The sequence below is a fragment of the Pseudoalteromonas citrea genome, assembly GCF_000238375.3.
Classification (GTDB): domain Bacteria; phylum Pseudomonadota; class Gammaproteobacteria; order Enterobacterales; family Alteromonadaceae; genus Pseudoalteromonas; species Pseudoalteromonas citrea.
The window spans coordinates 455744-473663 of the sequence record NZ_AHBZ03000015.1; the positions used below are offsets into that span (position 1 = coordinate 455744).

The window sequence follows — 17920 nt, forward strand, 5'->3', positions numbered from 1 at the left end:
ACCTTAATTTACCAACAAGTCGAAGCCGCTAGCATCCGCCTGACCATGAATGGCCACGGTGCTAATCGTCTCGCCTTGACTTATTTTCTCAATACATCGCTCTGCCAGTAATGGCATAAGATGGCGATTAATAATTTGCTCTATCGCTCGTCCACCGATTGTCGGCTCATTGCCTTTAGTTACCACATAATCAACAAAGCTTTGATCATACTCTAGTGTTGCCTCATACGTTTCAGCCAATTTCTGAGCAACACGTTTTAACGAGATCTCCGTGATTTGCGCTAATTCAGCTTCATTTAATGGGTAATAAGGAATGATGTTACAGCGACCCAAGAATGCCGGCTTAAAGAATTCCTGTAATGCTGGGCGCACATTATCAACTAAAGAAACTAACTCAGGGCGCTCTGCATGGTCATTACAGTAATCAACAATAGCACTGTCTGCTGCATTAGAAGTCATAATGATCAACGTATTTCTAAAATCGATATTGCGTCCTTCACTGTCTTGGATGCAGCCCTTATCGAAAATTTGATAGAAAATATCGTGCACACTTGGGTGGGCTTTTTCCATTTCATCAAGTAACAAAACACAATAAGGATTACGACGAATGGCTTCAGTGAGTACCCCGCCTTTCCCATATCCAACGTAACCTGCTGGTGAGCCTAATAACATAGACACTTTATGCGCTTCTTTAAACTCAGTCATGTTGATGATGGTCATATCTTGCTCGCCACCAAATAGTTGATCTGCTAACGTCAATGCGGTCTCTGACTTACCAACCCCACTTGGACCACACATTAAAAATACCCCAACTGGCTTACGCTTATCTGTTAAACCAGCACGTGATACTCGGATACTCTTAGCGAGTTCATTCATCGCATGTGATTGACCAATAATACGTTGATGCAAAGAATCTTCTAGAGTCAGTAATTTAGCCACTTCATCTTTGAGTAGGTTGCCCACAGGGATACCTGTCCATGCGCCAATGACTTCTGCAATGGTTTGCTCATCAACAATCGCATGGATCATTGGATCTTCACCTTGCAATGTTTTTAACTGCGCTAGTAATTGCGCAAAGTCGCCTTCTGCTTCACCTTTTTGAATAGCGGCGAGCTCACCTGCTAATGCTTTTTCTTTGTCCCATTGCTCAGTGAGTGCTGTAAGCTGCTGCTCAAAGCTCACCTTTAATTGGGCTTTTTCGCTAATCGTCACCTGTTGATTAGCCAACATTGCGTCTTCTTTGTTTAACGATTCAATCTCTTTGTCTAGGTAACGAATACTTTGCTCTACCGACTCAATTTGCGCTGGCTTTGAGCTTTGCGTCAATGCAATCCGCGCACAGGATGTGTCTAATATGCTAATGGCTTTATCAGGCAGTTTTCTGCTTGGTAAATAACGCACCGATAAACTCACCGCAGCCTCAAGTGCCGCTTCGGTAATAAACACATTATGATGTGACTTCAATGATTCAGCGACACCCCGTAACATTTGCAAGGCATCTTCTTCATTTGGCTCATCAATTTTGACAACTTGAAAACGGCGAGTAAGCGCTGGGTCTTTTTCGAAATACTTTTTATATTCTTCCCACGTGGTCGCAGCCAATGTTCTAAACTCACCTCGTGCTAATGCTGGTTTTAACAGGTTTGCGGCATCATTTTGACCTTCAGCTCCCCCCGCACCAATTAAGGTGTGTGCTTCGTCAATGAATACCACGATTGGTACTTCAGACATTTTCACTTCATTAATGACGTCTTTTAGTCTGTTTTCAAACTCACCTTTAACGCTCGCGCCTGCTTGTAACAGTCCTAAATCTAAGGTGTGAATTTGCACACCGGCTAATACCGCAGGCACTTCATTATTAGCAATCTTTTGTGCTAATCCTTCAACGACTGCAGTTTTACCTACCCCCGGTTCACCAACAAAAATAGGGTTGTTTTGACGTTTACGACACAAAATATCAATCGCTTGGCGCACTTCTTCAGAGCGACCAGAAATAATATCTAACTCACCCTTTTCTGCCGCTTGCGTTAAGTTAACGGTAAACTTATCTAATCCGCCAGTTACCACTGACGCTGGCGCACTACTGCCACCTGCATTACCACTTTTTACTGGCACAGATAACGTTTTGATATGTTCTTTTAAGCTCTCAATTGAAACATTTTTCAGGGCTTTAAATTCTTTACTGTTAAATGCCAAAGGATCTGGCTGTAAAATACTTAAGAGCAAATGAAGGCCTGCAACACTGCCATGAGAAAACTCCACAGATGCCACCAGCCAAGCCGACTTTACCGTCTCAATGAGTTCAGGGCTGATCGTTGGCTGACCCGAATGTACTTTTTCTAACTTACTTAGCTTCTGCTCTAACTCTTGTACCAATCCAGCAATATTGACTTTTTGTGATTCAAGAAACTGTTGCAGCTTTGGGTCTCGCCCTTGTAATAAAGACATCAACCAATGCTCAATTTCAATCGCACCAACTTGCGATTTCATCGCGTCGGCCGCCGCATATTCGAGCGCATTTTTAAGGTTGCTATCTAAATAAGCAATTAATTTTGAAATAGAAACTTGTGACATACGATCCCTTATACTCTAACGAGCCCTTACTATTCGTTTAAATACACCACTGCGCGTTGTTAGGTTCGAATTTACCCCCAACACAATGGCCTCAGGTTGTTGCTTAGTAAGTTTTAAACATGATGCCTGTGAGCCAGTATATTCAGCCTCGACATCAACTACAACCTCATGATTAACATAGTAATTACAAAGCGATTTAATCGCCTGTAACCGACCAACTAATTCACTGTCTTGTCGTTCAAGTTTGGCAAAACATGATGCCGACTCAAACTTTACTTTGACGATTATTTTTCTACCTAACTGCGGAAACTTTCGCCCTAAAACGGCACCCTGCCCTAACTGACACCGACCAATTTGGCTACGCGCTTGTGCTGGGATCACTTTCTCTTCTAATTCAGTGAGGGACACCGAAATATCATTCGGAAAGTAATGCTTGAGCAACAAGACTAAATTATTCAGTGAATAATGTTCACTTCGAACCACCAAAGTCGCAGGCAGCATCGACAGTGCTTCATATTGCGCCGTCAATGAATAAAAATATGAACGTTTTAACGTCAACGTTTCGTAAGCGCTTTGCGTTTTTTCAGCGCGAAATACCAAAGAGGAATACGACTTTAATTGCAAAGCTTGATGGACAAAGGTATTGTCAAAAATAGCCAAAAAGCGCAAATACGCCCGATTTGACTTTAAATACGCTTCTTTGAGCCAATCCAAAATAAAATTAGGCAACCCGCCCTGAGGGCCAAATAAAGTGGCTTCATGCGCACTCACCACGTAGTGTTTATCAGCTAATTCGTCATACTTTATGTGTCGATTGGTGTAATTATCAGAAAACAGCTCTTGCTTAAAGCTTACTTTTTTAGCACCAAACAACCTAGCCAGACGTGTAAAGTGCAGCGCAGAACTCACTCGATTAAACACGCGCTTACTTAGCTGCATACACGCACCCCAAGCTGTGCATCAAAGCGCTTAATCGGCCAATTGAAGCTGGTATATTGCACATGTAACTGACAACATCGATCAAACGGTGTTTGCGCAAGGAAGAAGTCATTCAGTAACTCGCCAAACAGCGACAAGTCGGCCGTTAGCTCTGAGTTATCAAGTGTGATTGTCAAATTAAGCCCTGGAACAAATACCATTCTACCTTGCACCTGAAATGGGGCGTTTATCTTCTCAGCTTTAACATGGTAAATCGCGTTGAGTTCTTGATGGGTCGCATTGGTATTGACGAACAATCGCAAAAACCCTTTTAAGGTTTCTTTGGCGTCCTCTGCTTCTAGCAATTGCGATAAGTTAAACGATAGCAAACGCAGCATATTCCAATAATTGCGCTCATCAGTCACGGTGCCCACAGGTTGAATGGTCACTCCCCCAACCCTAAATTCACCTGCTAACGCTTCTTCGGTGTTAACCAATATACGGTTTCCAACATGGACCTTGTTGGCTAGTTCCGCATCAAAGCAGGTAATTTCAGCGTAGGTAGTAAAGCCATTCGGATATGCTTTGGTTGCATTATTAATGGGCAATACCAAATGCTGCACCTCATCTACGGCATCGATGCTTTGCGAATGACTTGCCGCCGCGAGCTTAGTGATTTTTGACCAATATAGTTGTTCTTGAAAGTCGACCGTTTGGGTGCCAATAACTGGAGGGATCTCAGTTTGGCCACTGGATGACACCTGATAAACACGGTCGATAGAGTAAATATGAATGTTATTTTGACTGGCATCGGCAATGATCGGATATGAAAGCTCTTGATAATTTACCCGCACTGGCTCTGAAGTTTGATGAAACAAATTACTAAACAGCGTCTTATTAATTTTAACCGATAGATTTTTCTCATCGAGTAAACCAGCGCCTAGTTCATTTAAATAAAAATCTAAATAGACCGTTTGCCCAGGCTGTACTGGGATGTGCTTATCGTTACGTAAAATAAAGAAATGGCGCTTATCTGGTATCGCAAAGTACTCTTTTAACTTGAAGTACACCGGAATTTCGTTACTTTTAAGCGGTGAAACCAAGGAATTCTCATCACACAACAAAGATTTAAAATTACCCTCTCCGATATCATATGCTTGCTCAGCGCCCTCCACACATAGCGCGACTTTGATAACCGCTTGATTGATGATGTCTGCCACATTGCGACCAATAGACTCATTACTAAAATGCAGTTGAATTGCCTGCAGCAGTGCATGTTGTATATCGACTTCGTCACTCACAGGCTTTAATGCCACACGTAGACAATACAGAGCATGTTTGGTATCAAGGCCTTGAGGCATCGCATGCTCAAACGGTGTTTGCTCTAATTTAAAACCCGCTACAGACAAAGGGCTAAACGTGATTGGTAATGCATTACTCAATTTAATGCTGACGTTTTCTTCACCGGCTTTGAGTACATCTAAATCAACTTCTACATGTTTACCTAATAATACCGGCTTATTAAAGTCATCTGTGCTGGGCTGAAATTCAGCTTTTACCACCGTGGGCAGTGTCTTAAACAAGTTTGGAGAAACAATCTCACTGAACTCTTCAATATGCTTGGTTCTCAGTGAATCGATCTCCATTGCATTTTTTGCAGCCACCCACGCAAAGCTGTCGATCAAACGCGTTACATTCGGATCTTCGCGCCCTTTGTCATTTAAATTAATATGTTCCGCTTCACGGCGAAAACGCTTACGAAACCCCTCTAAACCATGGCGTATGCTGGCAAGTTCATCTTCAAAGTGTTTCAACATACGGTTAATCATATTGGCTTTCGTTCTCTATCATGACGGTCATTTGGCTCAAATTCACATCGGTATCAAATAGCAATACCTCTTCTTTGCCGTTGATGGTGATCATGGCTGATATTTCAAACTTCATGGTATTCGACAGTAAATCTTGTTGCTCATGCTGGATATAAGCGACCTTAATAGTGTGTAATCTGGGCTCAAATTGACTGATTTTATTTTTAATTCTTATCGCAATTTGTTCACCCGAGTTAAGTCGACTAAATAAAGCAATGTCTTCTAAGCCAAAGCAAATACTCGACTGACTCGCCAAACTGTTACTATCATCATGTAAAAAAGCCGCTTCAGTTTTTAAAATAAGCCCAATATTGTGGTGAATAGACTGTACTAACTCATCACTCGAATTATGCGTCGCGCTATCCGTCTCCATATAAAATGCACTAAAGAAGCTCATGACTCAACCGCCGTTGATAGACTCACCATACTGGCAACGCGGTCATATTGATATTGCGGTACTAAGTCGATATGACACGCGTATCGTTTGGTATCACCCTGTTCTTCGATGACGCGTACCTTGGCTGATTTTAGAGGCATACCCGCTAAAGTCATTTCATCCGACACAACCGAGTTCGAGCAGTATTGCTCTAACCAATGGCTCAACCGATTCTCACAATCATGTGGCTCTAACGCTGAGCCTATCATTTCACGCAGCTGTACCTTTAAATAATGGGCAATACGACTGATCATTAGAGTCGTTTGAATCAAAAAGCGGTTTTCTCCTTGTGCCTCTTCCTTGACCGAGCAATTAGATTGAAAGAAGTACTTGCCATTGAGTGGGTTATGAAAAACAGGAATAAGACCCTGTTGTGATAAGTAAGATGCAGTCGATCCAGACATGCGCGTCTTAAACACGGTGGTGAATTGCGCTTTATCACCAAAACAACTGATAACGCTACCACCGGAAGAGTCTAACTTTCGTGATTTTAAAAAACCAAACCAACGAACGCGGTTAAACTCTAATAACACATTTTTCAAAAAGGAGGTTGCCGCATTTCCCCAAATAAAATCCCCGTCCGTTTCTTCATCAAATATAAAGCCACACGGGTAAAAACGATAGGCTTCACGCACCGCTGATTTATTAAATACCAACCCTAAAAAATGACTGTTACTGCTTTGTCTCAGTCGATGCCAGCTGGCAAAGTCATTATCAGCTAACACACGATTGAGTTTGGGGACGTCGCATAAGAAGGTTTCACCAGGTGCGCCTAAAAAATTATCATCAGCATCGAGCAAGATGGGGCATAAACTTTTTTCCCCTAATTCAGCCAAAAGCTCTAGGGTATAAAGTGCATCAAATTCGTCGGCATAATCGAGTTCTAGGCTCACATTGTGGTCAATCACGAGTAAGCCATAGGGCTCACCACCCAATGTATTAAACTCTTTATTAGCAATAACGTTGTACAACCGGGTATGTTTAATTGAAGTCGCAATATTTAAGTCATGTGAAATCTCTTGCCACGAGATATTCATGATCTTAACTTTTATCGATTTATAGTTAACGGGCAAGCTCACTAACTCTTGCAAGTTACGCCAGCGCGCCTCAAGATCCACAAACTTTTGTGAAGCCATGATTAAAGACAGCTGTTCACTGATCACCCGATCAATTTCACTAATTAGGTGCTTAGCCTGCGCTTTAGGCGGTATATGTGGCTGACTTAGTTCAGTGTGCAACTTCACGCGATAAATCCTTGCAACGTATTTCAGTCAATGTGTGTTCTGTATGATTAAAACGAGGTACCTAAGTACCTCGTTTTTGCAGCTTATCAATCTGTTAAATTGACGCTGTTCTGGTCAACCTTAGCCCGGTAAGCTCGCTACCATACGCACAGAAGTGGTTAGCTCTTCCATTTGTAGCCAAGGTCTTAGGTGTGCAATCGCAGAATAAGCACCAGGGCGACCTGGTTGCTCGATAACAGAGATTTGTGCTTCAGCCAATGGCGTTTTAGCACGTTCTTCGTTACCCATCGCACCTGAGTTGGTATAAGTTGCAATCCACTCACTCATTTGCTTTTGAATATCTGCTGATTCCATGTTTGAACCAATATTATCGCGGCCCATCACTTTTAGGTAATGTGCAATGCGGCTACTGGCCATAATGTAAGGTAAACGTGCTGAAATTGCCGCGTTTGCCGTTGCGTCTAAGTCAGTATATTCTTTTGGTTTTTGCGTTGTCTGGCCACCTAAGAACACAGCGTAATCTGAGTTTTTATAGTGAACTAAAGGCAAGAAACCAAGGTCACTTAGCTCTTTTTCACGCTCGTCTGTTAGGTTTACCTCAGTAGGACACTGCTGGGTAATATCACCAGAATCTGTAAAGTAAGTTAAGTTAGGTAACGACTCAACTTTACCGCCATTGTCCATACCACGAATCGCCGTACACCAACCAAATGCTTCAAATGCGTTATTCATATTTAACGCCATATCAAACGCTGCATTTGACCATACTAGTTCGTCGTTACTTGCTGGTTTTGGATTACCGGCATTGTCCGTACTCAGCTCTTCAAAATTAAATGACTTAATTTTTTTGCCTTTACCGCCATATGGCAAGCGCGCCATAGTGCGAGGTAGCGTCAATGCAACATAACGTGCATCATCACTTTCTCGGAATGAGTTCCATGACGCATAGCTTGGTGAATCAAATGCTGGCGCAATTGGTTTGCCTTCGCTGAACGTTGAGAAACTGTTCAGTTCAAACATTTCAGGTGCTGCTGCTGCAATAAAAGGTGCGTGGCTTGCTGCTGCAACTTCACCCATATAACGCAGTAACGCGACATCTTCATCGCTTTGTGAAAACTCGTAATCACCTAAAATTAACCCATATGGCTCACCACCAGCAGTACCATATTCGTGCTGGTACATAGAGTTAAAAATAGGGCTACGATCAACCGCAGGCGCATCTTCAAATTGCTCTAATAACTCATCTTTTGAGATATTTAATAACTTAACTTTCTGCGCAGTGCCAAGCGCACTATTGCGGATCAGTTTCTGCAGACCCAACCAAGACCCTTCAAGCTCCTGAAAAGTATCTTTTTGCATGATTTGCGATAGCTGCTCAGACATTTTTGCGTCAATCGCAGCTACTGCATCTTCAATTGTCGCTGTCAGGTTTTTATTCCACGTTACCGTGCCTGACATCGCTTCTTGCGTTAAAGACGTTAATAACTCTTTCGTTCTATCTGGTGCAGTTTGGCTTGTGGCATTAATTGCTTGATCTAAAAACGAGAGGCTTTCGCCTTCGCCACCAGCACCTTGCTGTAACTCTTCAGACATTACTCTTCTCCTTTCGCGCCAAGTTCTTCAGATAATGCGCTGATAGAGTCCGAGCTTTGCAAGATATCTTTTAATAACTTTTCAAAGTCACGCGAACGGTCAGCTTTACTGAGTAGTTCATTTAATTGATTACGCGTTTCAAGCAGCTTTTTAAGCGGCTCGATTCGCTGTACCAATGCATCTGGTTCAAAGTCTTTCATTGATTCAAAATCAAGGTTCACTTCAAACTGACTGTCATCATTTTCAATAACATTGTCGACTTTAAGCGACAAGCTTGGCTGAATACGCCCTAGTACTTCATCAAAGTTATCTTGATCTACTTGAACAAACTCACGATCTTCAACTTCTTTTGGATCTTCTTTGTCACCAGAGAAGTTACCCAAAACAGCTGAAACGAAAGGAAGTTCTTTTTTCTCTGAAGCGCCATTAGTTTCAACATCGTAAGTAATACTTACGCGGTTTTTACTCACGCGCTTGTGCTGTGAATTAAGTGCCATTTGCTATACCTTACTTAAGATCTGCCGCAGACGTTAGTTGGTTAGTTGTTGCATCGTATTTCACTGATGCTGCTTTCTCTAACTTACCGCCTTCATCTTCAACGAAGAAGATTTGTTCAATTTTAGTATAAGTTAACGAGAATGACTCTGAAGGTTGACCGCCATCGCTACCAGAAATACTAAAGTTAGCCATACGTGCTTCTTCTAACGAAATAACATAGTAAGGAATGATCCCTTTACCGTCACGTGATGGCTTAGTCATTACTAGTTCAATTGTTTTACCATCTGCACCCGGCTGGAACAAATAAGTTAACAAATAAGGTGTTGCGCCATCATATGTCTTAGAGATACTGATCTCACCAAGTGCAACCATACCGCTGTCTTGGTTATTTGCATTGCCAATATCTACTGACACACCACGCATTGCGCCCCAAGATAGACTATCGACTGCAAACCAACCTTTTTTACTATTTAAGTCAACAACCGTTGCTGCGCCTTTAATAGTGTCATTACCGTCGATTCTCATGAAGATTGATGCCATCTCTCTTTCTCCTTTGCTATTTTAGTTTGCCTACTGTGCCGCAGGCATTAATATATGATAACTACCATAATGGCCCAGAGCTTGAAGAACTGGCCTTTGGTTGCTGCTCTATTACCGGCTCAACCTTTTCAGGCTCAACAGGTGTGTGTGTTTCTTCTACAATAACAGGTGTCTCTGTTATCGTACTTTGTGGTGTAATCACTGGAGCTATTTGCTCGTTAAGCAATTCACCCAAGTCATTTTCAACCCCAGTTAACTTGCTAATTTCAGCCAGTACTGGCGAATCTTTGGTGATCAGCTCGTTCATTAATTCCGAAAATGACATATTGCCCCACCGGATCGCACGCGCTAATAAATAAGGAATTGGACTGTGCGGCTCTGTTTGTTTAAAAAACACCGCAATTCGGTTCAAATCTTCAAGCGCATTCTCTCGAGTATAAGTGCTTATATCACTTTGCGCTTGAGGCCTTACAACAACCGCTTCACGCGTTTCAATTTCGGGCGTCACATCAGGTTTTATCATAGCGTCACTGTCATTTGTCTGAACAGGCTCAACAGGTGCCGGCGCAATGTCTTCTTTTTTAACCACATCAGGGAAAAAATACTGATACATCGCTTTAATTTGCTTGAGGTTGTCTTTTACAAAACGAAACCCAAGCAACGCCAAACCATTTTTATTTCGATAACCGTTAATAAATACATCAATTTCACCTATTTTGCTGTCAATTGATGTAATCGTTTCAAACTGCGCGATTAACTGTGCTTTATGCGATTGGATCACACTGGCAAACTCGGCTTTTTGTTGTTCTAATTTGCCAGACTTATGAGCAGATAAGTAATCACTAAATGTATAGCTGTCTATGAACGGAAACTGCATGAGAGGCGCATTTAATAAGCCTGTATTTGGGCTATCCCCGGTTAACTGCTCTAACGGTCGAGTTTGGTTTTCACACTGCTTACGCATTGCTTCAGCCGCCTCTAATCCCGCCACTTTTTTATCTGGTAAACGGGGGTGAATCGTCTCTTTTAAGGAGTTTAGCGCAAATAAAAAGTCACTTAGCCCCTCATCTAATAAAGACAGGTCAGCCTTTTTATAAGGCAGCGCTGCAAGCCACCACACAAATACTTCGATATCGCGAGACTCATTTTTTAACGTCTCTGTACAGGCTTGCTGTAGTTGATACCAAGCCTCAGCATTTTGGCGCTGTAAGTCTTGATCTTGTGCCGAAGTTGGTGTTTCTAATAATTTACGAAGGCTGGACTGAGCAACATTTAGTAAGTTTCTAAGCTCTCTAAATTTTGCACGTTGTTCTTTTAAGTAAATACCAACTTCTAATTCACTGTCTTGAGTATATAGCAACATAAATAGCTAAATACTACTCCCTTAAGATTGCGATAAAGTATAGAAACAGTTTGGAGCATAATGAGATAAAGTCAAGACAAGAATCTATGATTAAATACAGTTCAAACCACTTATTTCACCCACCTAGTTCACCCTCTAGAAAAATGAAAAAACAAAAAGCCAAGTAATTGATATTTATAGATATTAAATTAATTAAAATCTCCATATTTTGTTCACTTTTCAGGAGTAAAAGGGGCATATGCAGCAGTTGCAACTATGAAACAAAAATGAAAATAAAATAATACAAAATGGAATAATTAGAACTTAAAATACCGATTTATTCGCCATAATATAAGTAAAGAAATATTTAATAGCAATGGAAGTTCGTACGATAAAACTGAGTGGTGTTTAGCGTTTTCAAATAGTTTAAACGAAGTCGTTTTTGATAATAAAAGGAAGTAATTGTAACTCCACCCAATTTAGTACAGTTCTTTTGTAGAATTTTATGCAGCCTCAAGATAACTAATTGGTGTCATATCACCAAGTGAATCATGGGGTCGTTCATAATTATAAATATCTAACCATTCATCTGTGATTTCACGTACTTCTTGTAGTGACTCAAACAAGTATAAATCTAGCACTTCTTCACGGTAACTTCGGTTAAACCTTTCCACAAAGCCATTTTGATAAGGGCTACCAGGTTTTATAAACTCTAGCTTAATACTGTTTTCCATCGCCCATGTTTCAAGCATAATGGAAGTAAACTCTGGGCCATTATCTACTCTAATTTGTTTTGGTTTGCCGCGCCAAGCAATGATCTGTTTTAGTGTCCTAATTACTCTCTCAGCCGTTAAACTGGTATCAACTTCAATCGCTAATGCTTGTCGATTGAAGTCATCGAGTATATTCAATGTTCTAAAGCGATGTCCGTAGCTTAGTGCATCACTCATAAAGTCCATTGACCAAGATTCATTATGTTGCAGTGGGGCACTTAATGGTTCTGGCGTTCTCGTTGGTACACGGCGTTTTCCTTTACGTCTCAAATTGAGTTTTAGCATGTTGTAAACTCGTTCTACACGCTTCTTATTCCAAGGTTTTCCCTTATTGCGAAGCCTTTTAAATAGTTTGGGCAGCCCCCATCTTTGGTGACGTTCGACCAATGCTAGCAATGCGTCGATAACCTCATCATCTGATGGCCGTTTATGTTTGTAATAAAAAACTGAGCGGCTTAGCCCTGCCACTTCACAAGCAAATGCGACGCTGACGTTAAATTGAGTTCTCAAATGCTCAACCCAAGCTCTGCGTCTACTTGTTTTTACAACTTTTTTGAGATGATTTCCTCAAGCATCGAGTGTTTTAAGCTCAGAGTGGCAAACATATCTTTTAGCTTGCGGTTTTCATCTTCAAGCTCTTTTAATCGTTTAACATCAGAGACTTCCATCCCACCATATTTAGAACGCCACTTGTAAAATGTACTTTGGCCAACACCATGTTTGCGACATATTTCTGGCACAGGAACGCCAGACTCAACTTCTTTGATCATGCCCACGATCTGTGTTTCGGTGAACTTACTTTTTCGCATCGTAAAACTTCCTTCTTCTGTTGATAGAAATTCTACTTAAGAACTGTTTCATTTTTTGGGGGAGTTACAGTGTGGAGATATTACGTATATTTGGACTGGTCAGAAGTGGTCATATTTAGCAGTAGTAATTGATTTATATGCAAGGCGGGCTATTGGCTGGGCCATGTCAGAAAAGCCAGATACAGCCCTAACTATCAAAGCATTAGATAGAGCATATGAACAAAGAGGCAAACCTAGAGGGGTTATGTTCCATTCGGATCAAGGCAGTCAGTATAGTTCAACAAAATTCAGGCAAAGGTTATGGCGTTATCAAATAACACAAAGCATGAGCCGCAGAGGTAATTGTTGGGATAATTCCCCGATGGAGCGCGTATTCAGAAGCCTCAAAACAGAATGGGTTCCAAGTACGGGCTACAACTCATTTAAAGAAGCAGAGCAAGATATTAGCTTTTATTTGATGAACTATTACAACTGGAGCAGGCCGCATAGTCATAATGATATGAAAGCCCCAGCAGTAGCAAAAGAAAAACTTAATTCACTGTCCGGAATTAGTTGACCACAACAACCTTCTTGCAAAAATACATGGCAGCTTTGAGTTACATTAAATTAGAGGAATATCAAAATAGGTATTTCTTCCAAAAGCCCCCTTTAGCTTTAGCTGGACTATAGAATTTAAGTAGGTATCTAAATCAGTTTCAATTGATGTTTTGACTTTATCGAGTGAAGTATATGCCTTGATAGCGGCACGGGTGTCATGAAGCATGAAAGGACTGCTTTTTTCTACCCCTGCTGTTTGTCCTCTCATCCAGTAGACTTTAGCTCCTTGCAAAATATTCCTAAAAAGATTCCACTCATAGAAGTGAATCCCATTATATTCATAGAAGTTTAAGAATGGGAGGTTATGTAAAAATATAAAGTGCGAGTTATCATCGGTTGCCTTTTCTAGCCCTTCATACTTTCTTTGATTCAATTTCTTCCTAATACTTGGATGATTGAGGTTATCTTTGAACACTCTTAATTGACGTTCATAATCTTTTAAAATTCCAGTTGTTAGTTCCCAGCAGCGTTCAGAGTAGAATTTAGGAAGCCATTTAGTTCGATATTTAACTTGGACAAAATAAAATTGTTCGAAAAGTTGATCTTCAATAACTAAGTCAATGTCGTAGCCTTTTATTTCAGCATTATTATTCGGGTTGATACTTGGATATATTTTAAAACGCTTTACATCAAGATTGCTCAAGTATTGATAGATGTAATCTCTTTCAAAAATATCACCAAATTTAATAAGCTCTTTTTTCAAGCTTTCTTCTTGACTATATAATTTGGACGCCATGTAAGTTATGTGACGTGTCGCTAGCTCAAAACCTAGGTTACCAGCTTTAAACGAAGAGCCATCAAACCGGAGTGCATCAAAATGAGCACCTTCAAACTTGTTTAACTTTGATAAATTGCTAATCAAAAAGTTGAGTGATTCAGATCTACAAAGGTTGTTTTCGATGAAAAAGCTCACTGGTATATCAAATCCCTTAAGTTTGAAACACTCAGTAAATGTCATGATAGCAATACATTCTCTGATAAAAAGGAAGTGCTTGGAGGATTTAGCAGATTCGGACAGGAACATTGGCTTTATTGAGAGAACTTTATCGAAAACTTGATCAATAATCTCGCTTGCAACTTCTAGTTGTACATATCTCCTGCTCATTAAAGATGTTGCTTTGTCTAAATACCCTTGGTCTGCAAAGTTGGATTTATCTTCTAGTAATTCGGATAACCCATGAGCAACATGGAATTTTTCGGCAGGCTCCGCCAATTCTAGTTTAAACCCTTCTTTCAACTTTCTAACATTAATATATCCAGACTTAACGAATACATATGTAACTCCCCCAAAAAATGAAACAGTTCATAAGTAGAATTTTCCATTAACTAAAATAGGAAAATTTACGATGAGAAAAAGTAAGTTCACCGAAACTCAAATTGTCAGCATGATCAAAGAAGCTGAATCAGGTATTCCAGTGCCTGAAATTTGCCGTAAACATGGCATAGGCCAAAGCACATTTTACAAATGGCGCTCAAAATATGGTGGTATGGAAGCATCTGATGTTAAACGCCTTAAAGAACTTGAAGAAGAAAATCGTAAGCTAAAAGATATGTTTGCAACGCTGAGCTTAAAGCACTCGATGCTTGAGGATATCATTGCAAAAAAGCTGTAAAGACAAGTAGACGCAGAGCTTGGGTTGAGCATTTGAGAACTCAATTTAACGTCAGCGTCGCATTTGCTTGTGAAGTGGCTGGATTAAGCCGCTCAGTTTTTTATTACAAACATAAACGGCCATCAGATGATGAAGTTATCGACGCATTGCTAGCATTGATCGAACGTCACCAAAGGTGGGGGCTGCCCAAACTATTTAAAAGGCTTCGCAACAAGGGTAAACCTTGGAATAAGAAGCGTGTTGAACGTGTTTACAACATGCTTAAACTCAACTTAAGACGTAAAGGAAAACGCCGTGTACCAACGAGAACGCCAGAACCGTTAAGTGCCCCAGCAGAACATAACGAATCTTGGTCAATGGACTTTATGAGTGATGCATTAAGCTATGGACATCGGTTCAGAACATTGAATGTACTCGATGACTTCAATCGACAAGCATTAGCGATTGAAGTTGATACCAGTTTAACGGCTGAGAGAGTAATTAGGACACTAAAGCAGATCATTGCTTGGCGCGGCAAACCAAAACAAATTAGGGTAGATAATGGCCCAGAGTTTACTTCCACTATGCTTGAAACGTGGGCGATGGAAAACAGTATTAAGCTAGAGTTTATAAAACCTGGTAGCCCTTATCAAAATGGCTTTGTGGAAAGGTTTAACCGAAGTTACCGTGAAGAAGTGCTAGATTTATACTTGTTTGAGTCACTACAAGAAGTACGTGAAATCACAGATGAATGGTTAGATATTTATAATTATGAACGACCCCATGATTCACTTGGTGATATGACACCAATTAGTTATCTTGAGGCTGCATAAAATTCTACAAAAGAGCTGTACTAAATTGGGTGGAGTTACACATAGATTTCACTTAAGAGCATTGACGATATTAATATCGAACTATCAATACCTAACAATATCTCTCTCTTTATTTTGTACCGTTCTGATATTCGATCAACGTGATAACTAAATGTGATTGCAATTTGACGGTCTATATAATTATATATTGAGCTTTTATATGACTCATCTGACGCATTGTCTTTATCCACTGCCACTATCAGTCTGAAATACTTTCGAATTTCTTCTAATATTTTTGAGCTATCGGCCTCATAACATTCTTTCGTAGGGGCGTTTTTAAGCTGATATATTTGTTTTTCAGCAAGACACAAATTCCTGAAAAGAAAATTTTCAAATATACGAATATCACTTCGAAATGGGATTAATGTGTTTAAGACACTTCGTACACGATCACCTAAAGTATCAGAACTCATACCTAGGATATCCCTATTTTTAATAGGATCTAACGCAAACTTCACTAAATCATTGTCTATTCCATGATATATCAAATGTATAACCCACCTTGAAAATTGATTGGCAATCAGTAGATAAATCATGATATGTTATCATCAAAATGATTACAATATGGGTTCATTATGAGTATGTTTATTGATAAGGGAGTCAGCTACGTACAAAAGCAGAGGCTTGCTTATATAGACTTCTTACTGATGTTTAGAGGCTACTTTAGCAGAAGTGATTTAACAGCGAAGTTCGAAATGGGAATGGCAAATGCAACTCGTGACATTGCCCTTTATAAAGAGCTATCGCCAAAGAATATCGAGCTTGAAAACTCTACAAAACAATATTTACAGTCAAAGAACTTTAAACCTCTTTTTAATCATGATGCGAAAAAAACGCTAGTAAAGCTCGCTAACGATATTACAGATGGCTTTGATGCTATCGGTGATATTAGCTTCCCAATTGATGCGCCAAGTCAGCTTAATATTCCTGACATATTTATTGTTGCCAAGCTTGTACAAGCGATTCTTAATAAGAAGCCTGTAAATGTAATTTACACATCCCTTAGCAGCGGCTCTGCCTCTAGAGAGTTGATACCTCACTCTATAGTTGATAACGGACTACGCTGGCACGTGAGAGCCTTTGATAGAAAAACAAAGTCATTCAGAGATTTTGTGCTTACTCGCGTAAGCAAAGTTACTATTAAAGACCAGATTATCGAGCCATATGAGGACAAGTTAGAGGATCATCAATGGATGAGAATGATGCCGTTACAGCTAGTACCCCACCCTAAAAATGTGCAGCACCCTACTGCAATTGCAATGGACTATGGGATGGAAAACGGTGTTCTTGAGTTAAATGTAAGAGCTGCACTGGCAGGATATTTACTTAGACGATGGAATGTGGATTGTACCTTAAATGCGGAGCTGTCTGGTGGTGAATATCAGTTATGGCTTAAGAATAGGCAAACTCTATATGGAGCAGAGAATCTTGCCATTGCTCCCGGTTATCAGCAGTCAGAGGACGACTAATGTACGACAAAAGAATTGGTAAGTATCTTCAAAATATTGAGCAATCCAAAGCAATTGATTACTCGAAATTTCTCGCTTTATTACCTGAAAAATTATGTGAGGAAGTTAAAGATAAAGCGACTATAAATTTTCTTGGTAAAGGTTCCGTAATCGTTAAAATTTATTGTGAGCAGCTATTAGAAAAATTACGCTCATTGACGATAGAGCCTTCTAGTCGCATTGATGCTGCATTGCAGGGTGATTCTCATAAAGTAAATACATCGACTAGCTACTTGTTGGCGTACCATCAGTCTACTCTTGATGTTCATCCCGATACGATTATCAGTTGTAATGGTGAAGCACATCTGAGATTCCAACCGAAAAAACGTCTGGTTATTATTGAAAATGCTGAGCTTTTTTTCGCAAGAGAAACACTATTTTCGCAAATGAACAAAGCGTTCTCTCTTTCCTTGTCATTTGAAAACACAGATTTGATATTTGGTGCCGGAAATCAAATATCCAATAAGCAAAACTATACATTTATCAATCAGTATGAATCGATTTTATGCTTCTTTGACTACGATTTTGGCGGTTTGAAAATATATAAGGCAATGCGAAATTTGGTAGGAAACAAGGCTAAATTCTTAGAGCCTAACTCAGATAATTTAAATGAATTCTTCATAAAAAAACCGAAGACTCACGAACAATACACAAAGTCGTTAGAAGCTGCCAACAATCTCGGCTTAAGCAAACTATATAGCTTGTTTGAAGCAAAAAAATCATTCATGGAACAAGAAGCTTTGTTGGCGTTATAAG

General features: G+C 40.1%; 14 protein-coding genes and 1 pseudogene. 4 read left to right on the forward strand and 11 right to left on the reverse strand.

What is annotated here, in order from left to right:
- Window positions 1-3: 3 nt before the first annotated feature.
- From tssH to PCIT_RS09665, 10 genes are all read right to left on the reverse strand, one after another.
- The gene (gene tssH, locus PCIT_RS09620; RefSeq protein WP_010362745.1) at window positions 4-2574 is read right to left on the reverse strand and encodes a type VI secretion system ATPase TssH; all 2571 of its coding nucleotides are present in this window, start codon (window positions 2572-2574) and stop codon (window positions 4-6) included.
- A 15-nt stretch (window positions 2575-2589) separates the two neighbouring features.
- Window positions 2590-3513, reverse strand: coding sequence for a type VI secretion system baseplate subunit TssG (locus tag PCIT_RS09625; RefSeq protein WP_010362744.1), 924 nt, complete (start codon window positions 3511-3513; stop codon window positions 2590-2592).
- On the reverse strand, window positions 3504-5321 hold the full coding sequence (locus PCIT_RS09630; RefSeq protein ID WP_010362743.1) for a type VI secretion system baseplate subunit TssF: 1818 nt from the start codon (window positions 5319-5321) through the stop codon (window positions 3504-3506). The genes PCIT_RS09625 and PCIT_RS09630 overlap by 10 nt, the downstream gene beginning before the upstream one ends.
- Window positions 5314-5757 carry a type VI secretion system baseplate subunit TssE gene (tssE, locus tag PCIT_RS09635; protein ID WP_010362742.1) on the reverse strand — a complete coding sequence of 148 codons (444 nt, stop codon included), beginning with the start codon at window positions 5755-5757 and terminating at the stop codon, window positions 5314-5316. Before tssE ends, PCIT_RS09630 begins: the two co-directional genes overlap by 8 nt.
- A complete protein-coding gene (locus PCIT_RS09640) occupies window positions 5754-7040 on the reverse strand; it encodes a type VI secretion system contractile sheath domain-containing protein (protein ID WP_010362741.1) in 1287 nt (428 codons plus the stop codon). The genes tssE and PCIT_RS09640 overlap by 4 nt, the downstream gene beginning before the upstream one ends.
- 120 nt (window positions 7041-7160) lie before the next feature.
- Entirely contained in the window at window positions 7161-8633 is a 1473-nt protein-coding gene (gene tssC, locus PCIT_RS09645; RefSeq protein WP_010362740.1) for a type VI secretion system contractile sheath large subunit, read from the reverse strand.
- On the reverse strand, window positions 8633-9130 hold the full coding sequence (gene tssB / locus PCIT_RS09650; RefSeq protein WP_010362739.1) for a type VI secretion system contractile sheath small subunit: 498 nt from the start codon (window positions 9128-9130) through the stop codon (window positions 8633-8635). Before tssB ends, tssC begins: the two co-directional genes overlap by 1 nt.
- A gap of 10 nt (window positions 9131-9140) precedes the next feature.
- A complete protein-coding gene (locus PCIT_RS09655; RefSeq protein ID WP_010362738.1) occupies window positions 9141-9671 on the reverse strand; it encodes an Hcp family type VI secretion system effector in 531 nt (176 codons plus the stop codon).
- A gap of 61 nt (window positions 9672-9732) precedes the next feature.
- Entirely contained in the window at window positions 9733-11034 is a 1302-nt protein-coding gene (locus PCIT_RS09660) for a type VI secretion system protein TssA (RefSeq protein WP_010362736.1), read from the reverse strand.
- A 482-nt stretch (window positions 11035-11516) separates the two neighbouring features.
- Window positions 11517-12595 (reverse strand): IS3 family transposase gene (locus PCIT_RS09665; RefSeq protein ID WP_420492144.1). Its coding sequence is split into 2 segments (ribosomal slippage): window positions 11517-12343 and window positions 12343-12595, totalling 1080 coding nucleotides; the frame shifts between segments, so codons are not numbered across the junction.
- Window positions 12596-12656: 61 nt separating this feature from the next.
- Here PCIT_RS09665 and PCIT_RS09670 point away from each other — a divergent pair.
- A pseudogene (locus tag PCIT_RS09670) lies at window positions 12657-13151 on the forward strand (IS3 family transposase); the annotation flags it as partial.
- 45 nt (window positions 13152-13196) lie between these two features.
- On the opposite strand, the gene PCIT_RS09675 reads toward PCIT_RS09670, so the two are convergent.
- Entirely contained in the window at window positions 13197-14429 is a 1233-nt protein-coding gene (locus PCIT_RS09675) for a hypothetical protein (protein WP_010362732.1), read from the reverse strand.
- A gap of 109 nt (window positions 14430-14538) precedes the next feature.
- On the opposite strand from PCIT_RS09675, the gene PCIT_RS09680 reads away from it, so the two are divergent.
- From PCIT_RS09680 to PCIT_RS09690, 3 genes are all read left to right on the forward strand, one after another.
- Window positions 14539-15617 (forward strand): IS3 family transposase gene (locus tag PCIT_RS09680; RefSeq protein WP_192992789.1). Its coding sequence is split into 2 segments (ribosomal slippage): window positions 14539-14791 and window positions 14791-15617, totalling 1080 coding nucleotides; the frame shifts between segments, so codons are not numbered across the junction.
- Between the two features lie 614 nt (window positions 15618-16231).
- Window positions 16232-17125 (forward strand): WYL domain-containing protein, encoded by an 894-nt coding sequence (locus PCIT_RS09685; RefSeq protein ID WP_010368018.1) that lies wholly within the window; start codon window positions 16232-16234, stop codon window positions 17123-17125.
- Complete coding sequence (locus PCIT_RS09690) at window positions 17125-17919, forward strand: hypothetical protein (protein WP_010368019.1); 795 nt, start codon at window positions 17125-17127, stop codon at window positions 17917-17919. Before PCIT_RS09685 ends, PCIT_RS09690 begins: the two co-directional genes overlap by 1 nt.
- The last annotated feature ends 1 nt before the right edge of the window (window position 17920 follow it).

Bases quoted from the DNA above. Each gene is read 5' to 3' on its own strand.
- tssC (WP_010362740.1), bottom strand. From the start codon at position 8,633: ATGTCTGAAGAGTTACAGCAAGGTGCTGGTGGCGAAGGCGAAAGCCTC.
- tssB (WP_010362739.1), bottom strand. From the start codon at position 9,130: ATGGCACTTAATTCACAGCACAAGCGCGTGAGTAAAAACCGCGTAAGT.
- PCIT_RS09685 (WP_010368018.1), top strand. From the start codon at position 16,232: ATGAGTATGTTTATTGATAAGGGAGTCAGCTACGTACAAAAGCAGAGG.
- tssE (WP_010362742.1), bottom strand. From the start codon at position 5,757: ATGAGCTTCTTTAGTGCATTTTATATGGAGACGGATAGCGCGACGCAT.
- PCIT_RS09625 (WP_010362744.1), bottom strand. From the start codon at position 3,513: ATGCAGCTAAGTAAGCGCGTGTTTAATCGAGTGAGTTCTGCGCTGCAC.
- PCIT_RS09660 (WP_010362736.1), bottom strand. From the start codon at position 11,034: ATGTTGCTATATACTCAAGACAGTGAATTAGAAGTTGGTATTTACTTA.
- tssH (WP_010362745.1), bottom strand. From the start codon at position 2,574: ATGTCACAAGTTTCTATTTCAAAATTAATTGCTTATTTAGATAGCAAC.
- PCIT_RS09690 (WP_010368019.1), top strand. From the start codon at position 17,125: ATGTACGACAAAAGAATTGGTAAGTATCTTCAAAATATTGAGCAATCC.
- PCIT_RS09630 (WP_010362743.1), bottom strand. From the start codon at position 5,321: ATGATTAACCGTATGTTGAAACACTTTGAAGATGAACTTGCCAGCATA.
- PCIT_RS09655 (WP_010362738.1), bottom strand. From the start codon at position 9,671: ATGGCATCAATCTTCATGAGAATCGACGGTAATGACACTATTAAAGGC.